This is a genomic window from Isoptericola sp. NPDC060185 (assembly GCF_042728595.1).
GTDB lineage: Bacteria > Actinomycetota > Actinomycetes > Actinomycetales > Cellulomonadaceae > Isoptericola.
The window spans coordinates 1-7,267 of the sequence record NZ_JBHWYY010000118.1 but is presented as its reverse complement, the minus strand read 5'-3'; the positions used below and the strand labels follow the sequence as shown (position 1 = coordinate 7,267).

Annotated in this window: 7 protein-coding genes; 2 read left to right on the top strand and 5 right to left on the bottom strand. The window is 76.6% G+C overall.

The window, feature by feature from the left end:
* Positions 1 to 1,022 (bottom strand): zinc-binding dehydrogenase (locus ACFWDO_RS20625; protein ID WP_380347147.1); only part of this gene is annotated, 1,022 nt, incomplete at its 3' end.
* Positions 1,023 to 1,060: 38 nt separating this feature from the next.
* Between ACFWDO_RS20625 and ACFWDO_RS20620 the strand changes: the two genes are divergently transcribed.
* Positions 1,061 to 2,002, top strand: coding sequence for a hypothetical protein (locus ACFWDO_RS20620; protein ID WP_380325953.1), 942 nt, complete (start codon positions 1,061 to 1,063; stop codon positions 2,000 to 2,002).
* Between the two features lie 9 nt (positions 2,003 to 2,011).
* Here ACFWDO_RS20620 and ACFWDO_RS20615 read toward each other — a convergent pair whose 3' ends face one another.
* From ACFWDO_RS20615 to ACFWDO_RS20600, 4 genes are all read right to left on the bottom strand, one after another.
* The gene (locus tag ACFWDO_RS20615) at positions 2,012 to 2,440 is read right to left on the bottom strand and encodes a VOC family protein (RefSeq protein WP_380325950.1); all 429 of its coding nucleotides are present in this window, start codon (positions 2,438 to 2,440) and stop codon (positions 2,012 to 2,014) included.
* A gap of 98 nt (positions 2,441 to 2,538) precedes the next feature.
* Complete coding sequence (locus tag ACFWDO_RS20610; RefSeq protein ID WP_380325947.1) at positions 2,539 to 2,670, bottom strand: hypothetical protein; 132 nt, start codon at positions 2,668 to 2,670, stop codon at positions 2,539 to 2,541.
* An 18-nt stretch (positions 2,671 to 2,688) separates the two neighbouring features.
* Positions 2,689 to 3,894: a homoserine O-acetyltransferase gene (locus ACFWDO_RS20605; RefSeq protein WP_380325959.1), complete on the bottom strand. Its 1,206-nt coding sequence runs from the start codon at positions 3,892 to 3,894 to the stop codon at positions 2,689 to 2,691.
* Positions 3,895 to 4,001: 107 nt separating this feature from the next.
* Complete coding sequence (locus tag ACFWDO_RS20600) at positions 4,002 to 5,387, bottom strand: bifunctional o-acetylhomoserine/o-acetylserine sulfhydrylase (RefSeq protein ID WP_380325944.1); 1,386 nt, start codon at positions 5,385 to 5,387, stop codon at positions 4,002 to 4,004.
* 378 nt (positions 5,388 to 5,765) lie between these two features.
* Here ACFWDO_RS20600 and ACFWDO_RS20595 point away from each other — a divergent pair, with 378 nt between their 5' ends.
* Positions 5,766 to 7,232 carry a C40 family peptidase gene (locus ACFWDO_RS20595; RefSeq protein ID WP_380325941.1) on the top strand — a complete coding sequence of 489 codons (1,467 nt, stop codon included), beginning with the start codon at positions 5,766 to 5,768 and terminating at the stop codon, positions 7,230 to 7,232.
* The last annotated feature ends 35 nt before the right edge of the window (positions 7,233 to 7,267 follow it).

The window sequence follows — 7,267 nt, the reverse complement described above, 5'->3', positions numbered from 1 at the left end:
CCTTCACCCCGGGCTTCCGGATCGTGCCGTACAACGACCTCGCGGCGCTGGAGGCGGCGGTCGACGAGACGACGGCGGCCGTGCTGATCGAGCCGATCCAGGGCGAGGCGGGCGAGCCCGTCGCCGACGCGCGCGAGCGGCACCTCGGAGTCGATGACGGGCCGCACACCCGTGCGCGCGACGAACCGCGCGAGCGCGGCGAGGTCGTCGCGGGTGCCCATGGTGACGCCCTGCACGCGGATCTCGTTGAAGAAGATGCGGGTCAGGTCGGCGGGCGGGGCGTCACCCGTCGTCGCGCCGCAGACGACGATCGTGCCGCCGGGCCGCACGGACCGCACGGAGTGCGCCCAGGTGGCCTGCCCGACGGACTCGAGCACCGCGTCCACGCGGTCGGGCAGCCGACCGCCGGTCTCGACGGCGTGCGAGGCGCCGAGCTCCCGCGCGCGCTCGCGGCGCTCCGCCGAGCGCGACGTCACGGTCACCTCGAGGCCGGCGGCGGCGCCCAGCACGATCGCGGCGGTCGCGAGGCCGCCGCCCGCGCCCTGCACGAGCACCCGGTCGCCGGGCGCCAGGCCGGCCGCACCGAACAGCATCCGGTACGCGGTGAGCCAGGCGGTGGGGAGGCAGGCGGCGTCCTCGAACGACAGGTCGTCGGGGATCGGGACCAGGTTGTGGGTCGGCACGGCGACGCGCTCCGCGAGGGTGCCCGGGTACTTCTCGGACAGCAGGGTGCGGCGCTCGTTCGGCCCGACGCCGTGCCCGTCGCCGCCCACGACGCCGTGCACCAGCACCTGCGTGCCGTCCGGCGTGGTGCCGGCGGCGTCCGTGCCGAGGATCATCGGGAGCTGCTCGGCACGCAGGCCGACGCCGCGCAGCGACCACAGGTCGTGGTGGTTGAGCGTCGCGGCGCGCACCTCGATCGTGGTCCAGTGCTCGCGCGCCTGCGGCTCCGGCCGGTCGCCCACCTCCAGCCCGTCGAGCGGGGAGTCGGGCGAGAACCGGGCGACGGTGGCGGCGAGCATGCGTCCCAACCTACTGGCCGCCCCGTTAGGTTGTGCGCATGCCTACCGATGGGGTCGAGGAGGAGCTCGCCGCGGCGCGTGCCGCCGTCGTCGAGCACGCGCAGCAGTCCGCCCGTCGCGAGCGTGCGCGCCACGAGGTGGCGGCCGCGGACGAGGCGCTCGCCGCGGCGCGCGCGTCCCTCGCGGACGAGACCCAGGACGTGCAGCGGCTGGAGTCGCTGAGCCTGTCCCGCGTCTGGGCGGGGCTGCGCGGCGACCGCGCGCAGCGGCTCGATGTCGAGCGGGCGGAGCAGCAGGCCGCCGAGTACGTCGCGGCAACGGCGCAGGCCCGCCGCGAGGCCGCGGCCCGCGAGCTGGCCGCCGTCGAGGCGGGGCTGGCCGCCCTGGGCGACGTCGAGGCGCGCTGGGGCACGGCGCTGGCCGTCAAGGAGCGGTGGCTGCGCGATGCCGGCGGGGCGGCGGCCGCGGAGCTGGCCGACGTCGCGGAGCGGACCGGGGCATGGCGCGCCGAGCAGCGGGAGATCGTCGAGGCGCAGGCCGCCGCGGAGGCCGCCGCCCGGGCGCTCGGCGCGGCCGCCGACGAGCTGCGCGGCGCCGACGGCTGGTCCACCTACGACACGTTCTTCGACGGCGGCGCGCTCGCGAGCATGGCCAAGCACCACCGCCTCGACCAGGCCGCGGACCTGCTGCGCCGGGCCGACGGCGCGCTGCGGCGCCTGACGGTCGAGCTGGGCGACCTCGGGGAGCAGGGGGTCGGGGACGTCGGCGTCGACGGCTTCACCCGCACGCTCGACATCTGGTTCGACAACATCTTCACGGACTGGTCGGTGCGGAACCGCATCGCCGAGGCGCGCGACCGCGTCGGCGCCGCCGGGCGCGCGGTGGACGCGGTCCGGCAGCGCCTGGCGGAGCGGGCCACCGCCGCCGACGCCGAGCTCGCGGCCCTCGCCGCCCGCCGGGAGACGCTGCTGGTGGGGTGAGCCCGGTGCTCACTCCGTGCCGACGTCGAACATCCAGGTGATGCCGTACCGGTCGGTCACCTGGCCGTAGTAGTCGCCCCACGGCGCCTTGTCGAAGGGCATCGCGTCGGAGCCGCCGTCGGCGAGCTTCGCGTACGCGCCGGCCACGTAGTCGTGGTCCTCCGGGCCGCCCGTCAGCGCGACGGTGACGCCGCTGGTGGGCGCCACGTACGGCATCATCGAGCCGGAGTCGGCGGCCATGAGGGTGAGGCCGGACGGCGTCTCGAGCTGGCCGTGCATGACGAGGTCCTTGTCGGAGTCCGGGATCGGCATGCCGGAGTCCGCGGGCATGCCGCCGAACGTGCTGATGTCGAGCTCGCCGCCGAGCACCGACCGGTAGAACTCGAGCGCCTCGCGGGCCTGGTTCTTGAAGCTGAGGTAGGGGTTGAGCCGGACCATGGGTGCCTCCAGCGACACTGCGGGGAACGGGCCGGCCGCGCGGGTCGGCGGCCGGGTCCCACGCTAGGCACGGCCGCCGACACCCGCTCGACGACCCGTCAGAGCATCTCCATCGGCATCGGCATCGGCATCGGCATCGGCATCGGCATCGGCATCGGCACCGGCACCGGCACCGGTCCGGACGGCGGCGGGACCGCGCGGCCGTCGGGCAGGGTGACGGTGGGGGTCATGCCTCGGTCATGCCGGGCTCACTCGTCGTCCGGGCCGCCCTCGACGCTGGCGCCCGCGAGGAAGTCGGCGACGATCGGGCCGAGCTGGTCGAACTCGATGAGGAAGCCGTCGTGCCCGTAGTCGGAGGTGACGATGCGCAGCGGCTCGGCGCCCGGCACCCAGGCTGCGATGCGGCTCGCCTGGTCGGGCGGGAACAGGCGGTCGGAGTCGACCGCCACGACCAGCGCCCGGGCCGTGATCTGCGACAGCGCGGACTCGACGCCGCCGCGGTCGCGGCCCAGGTCGTGGCTCAGCATCGACTCGGTGAGCACCAGGTAGGAGTTCGCGTCGAACCGGCGGGCGAGCTTGTCCCCGTGGTGGTCGAGGTACGACTGCACGGCGTACCGGCCGTCGGCCAGCGGGTCCTCCCCGCCCTGCGGCAGCCGCCCGAACCGCACGTCGAGCTCCGCGGCCGTGCGGTACGTCGTGTGGGCGATCTGCCGGGCGATGGCGAGGCCGGCGTCCGGCCCGTCGCCGTCGGCGGCGTCGTAGTAGTCCCCGTCGCGCCAGCGCGGGTCGGCGCGGATGGCGCCGAGCTGCGGGTGCGCCCAGGCGATCTGGTCGCCCGACGTCTGCGCCGTCGTCGCGATGGCGGCGATCCCGTCGACCGCGATGCCGGCCTCGGGCCCGAGCAGGGCCCACTCCAGCACGCGGAGCCCGCCCATCGACGCGCCGACGACGAGCGACCAGCGGTCGATGCCGAGCTGCCGCGCGAGCTCGATCTCGGCGGCCACCTGGTCGCGCGTCGTGATGCGCGGGAACCGCCCGCCCCACGGGCGGCCGTCGGGGGCGGCCGACGCCGGGCCGGTGGTGCCCTGACAGCCGCCGAGCACGTTGGGCGCGACGACGAAGTACCGGTCGGTGTCGATGGGCGCGCCCGGTCCGATCATGTCGGCCCACCAGCCGGCGGTCGGCTGCCCCGGCCCGACGGGACCGGTGACGTGCGCGTCGCCGGTCAGCGCGTGCAGCACGAGGACGGCGTTGGAGCCGTCCTCGGCCAGCTCGCCCCAGGTCTCGTAGGCGACCCGCACGCCGGGCAAGACGCCGCCCGCCTCGAGCTCCACCGCTCCGACGTCGGCGAACTTCCGGCCCGCGACGGCGTCGCCCTCGCGCCAGGCGCCCGTGGCGGGCACGGGCGGCTTCACCCGCGACCGCGACGCCGGGTGCGGGGGCGCGGGGCGCACGCGCGGCGCGCCGCCCGAGCTGCGCCCGCCCACCGACGGCACGGTGGGCGCGACGCCCACGCCTTCGCGCCGCGCCGGCAGGCGGCCCGGCACGCCGGTCACGCCCGTCACGCGGCGGCCTCGTCGCCGGCGTCGGTGGCGGCGTCGCCGGTGCCCGCCGCTGCGGCGAAGCCGAGCTCGAGGTCGGCGAGGATGTCCTCGATCCCCTCGAGGCCGACCGAGAGCCGCACCAGCGCGGGCGTCACGCCGGACAGCGCCTGCTCCTCGGGCGCGAGCTGCGAGTGCGTGGTCGAGGCCGGGTGGATGACGAGCGAGCGCACGTCGCCGATGTTCGCCACGTGCGAGTGCAGCCGCAGCGCGGACACGAAGGCACGGCCGGCGGCCGAAGCCTGCTCCGGGTCGGCGACGTCGAGCTCGAAGGCGATGACGGCGCCGGCGCCCTTCGGGGCGTACTTCGTGGCGTTGTCGTGCCACGGCGACGACGGCAGGCCGGCGTAGTGCACCACGCGGACGTCGTCGCGCTGCTCGAGCCACTCGGCGACGCGCTGCGCGTTGGCCACGTGCCGCTCCACGCGCAGCGACAGCGTCTCGAGACCCTGGGCCAGCAGGAAGGCGTTGAAGGGCGCGACGGCGGGGCCGAGGTCGCGCAGCAGCTGCACGCGCGCCTTGAGCACGAACGCGAGGTTGGCGCCGAGCGCCGAGCCGACGCCGAGGTCGCGGGCGTAGACGAGGCCGTGGTAGCTGGCGTCCGGCTCGTTGAAGCCGGGGAAGCGCTCCGGCTGGGCGGCGTAGTCGAAGGTGCCGCCGTCGACGATGACGCCGCCGATCGCGGCGCCGTGGCCGCCGAGGTACTTGGTGGCCGAGTGCACGACGACGTCCGCGCCGTGCTCGATCGGCCGCACCAGGTAGGGGGTCGCGATCGTGTTGTCCACGATGAGCGGCACCCCGACCTCGTGCGCGACGTCGGCGACGGCGGCGATGTCCAGCACGTCCGCGCGCGGGTTGGGGATCGTCTCGGCGAAGAACGCCTTGGTGGTGGGGCGGGTCGCCGCGCGCCACGACTCGGGGTCGTGCGGGTCGTCCACGAAGGTCGTCTCGATCCCGAGCTTCGGCAGGGTGTGCCGCAGCAGGTTGTACGTGCCGCCGTACAGGCTGGGGCTGGCCACGACGTGGTCCCCGGCCTGCGCGACGTTGAGGATCGCGAGCGTCTCCGCGGCCTGCCCGGAGGCGACGAGCAGCGCACCGACGCCGCCCTCGAGGTCGGCGATGCGGGCCTCGACGGCCTCCTGGGTCGGGTTGCCGATGCGGGTGTAGATGGGGCCGAGGTCGGCGAGGGCGAACCGGTCGGCGGCGACGTCGGCGCTGGGGAACTCGAACGACGTGGTCTGGTAGATGGGCAGCGCGCGGGCCCCGGTGGCGGGGTCGGGGCTCTGGCCGGCGTGGATCTGGCGGGTCTCGAAGGTCCAGCCGGGGGTGGTGGGCTGCTCGGTCATGGGGTGCTCCTGGGCTCGGCTCGGTCGGCGATGATCGGGCCGCGGCGGGTCTCAGGAGGGCCTGCGCGTCTGAGGCGGTGCCGCGGCGGTCGGCTGCGCACGTGGAGCGGGTGGCTGGGTCGACGAGCGGCCGCAGGCAGGCGAACGTGCGCGGTGGTCAGCGGCACATTCGACGGGTCATGCGGACGACCGTAGCCCCGCCTCGCGCCCCGCGACAGCGGGATCTCATGATCTGAGACCAAAATATGGACGGCGTGTCGCCTTGCCCTGCGTGTCGACATCGCACTCTCGGGTGGCGCTGCCTTCCCGTTCGGGTGAGCCTGGGCGAGGTTGCCCGGAGAACGTCGTCCCGGGGGCAGACCAGGGGAGGAGCGGAGCATGACCGGCACCGGACGCACCCCGCGGTCGCGCAAGGTCGCCGCGCTGGCGGTCGTCGTGCTGCTCGGCGGGGCTCCCGCCGCGGGCAGCGCGTGGGCCGAGCCTCCGTCGGACGACGACGTCGCGGCAGCGCACGCGGCCGAGGACGCCGCCCGGCTGGACGTCGCCGGGGCCGAGGCGCGGCTGGACGCGATCCGCGCCGAGCTCGCGCGCGCCGAGGCCGGCGTCCAGACCGCCGCGGAGGACTACGCGGAGGCGCGCGAGGCGCTCGCCGCCGCGAAGCGCGAGACGCGCGCCGCCCGCGAGCGGGCCGACCGGGCGCAGGAGGCCGAGGCCGCCGCCCGCGCGTCCCTCGCCGAGGCGTACCGCACCACGGCGCGCGCGACGGAGGGCGGCCTCGGGCCGCTGGACGTCGTCGCCGGCGCCCGCGACCTCGGCGACGTCGTCTCCTCCGACGCCGCGCAGCGAGCCGTCGACCGGCGGATCGCCCGCACCCTCGCGCAGCAGGCGGACCTGCGCGCCTCGGCGCGCAACGCCGACGCCCGCTGGGACGCCGCCCGCGCCGCGCAGCAGGAGGCGGACGAGGCCGCCGCGGCGGCCTTCGCCACCGCGCGGCGCACCGCCGACGACCTCACTGCCCGCACCGCCGCCGCCGAACGGGAGCGCGACCGCCTGTTCGCGCGCCTCGCCGACCTGCGCAGCACCACCGTCGACCTGGAGCGACAGCGGGAGGCGGACCGCCAGCAGCGCGCCGCGGCCGCGCACGAGCGGGCGGCGAGGGCCGCGGCCGAGGACGCCTCGACCGGGGCGGAGCAGGACGCCGCGGCCGAGGACACGTCGTCGGCCGGCGCGGGGCAGGATGCTGCGGCCTCGCCCGACCGGTCCGACGACGCGGGGTCGGGTGCGTCGGGCGGGACGTCCGACGGCGCGGCCGCCGGGGACGGCGGCGGGGACCGGGGCGCCGCGACCGCGCAGCCCGACCCGCAGCCCACGCGCACGCACGACCCGGCGCCGGACCCGGAGCCCACGCCCCGGCCGGACCCGAAGCCCGACCCGACGCCGAAGCCCCCGCCGGTGAGCGGCGTGGGCCAGGGCAGCGCCGCCCAGGGCCGCGCGGCGCTGGCGTGGGCGCGCTCGAAGATCGGCATCGCGTACCAGTGGGGCGGCACCGGGAACCCGGGCTACGACTGCTCGGGCCTGACGTCCGGCGCGTGGGACGCCGCGGGCGTGTGGATCACTCGCACGTCGCGGTCGCAGTACCTCACGGTCGGCAAGGTGTCGTACGGCTCGATGCGGCCCGGCGACCTGATCTTCTACGCCAACGACACGTCCGACCCGTCGACCATCCGGCACGTCGCGATGTACGCCGGCGGCGGGATGATGGTCGAGGCCCCGCGCCCCGGCGTCGACGTCCGCGAGACCCCGGTCCGCTGGGACGACGTCATGCCCTACGCCGGCCGCCCGTAGTCGCTGTGAGCGGGCGTTTGGCCCCGTTCCGAGGC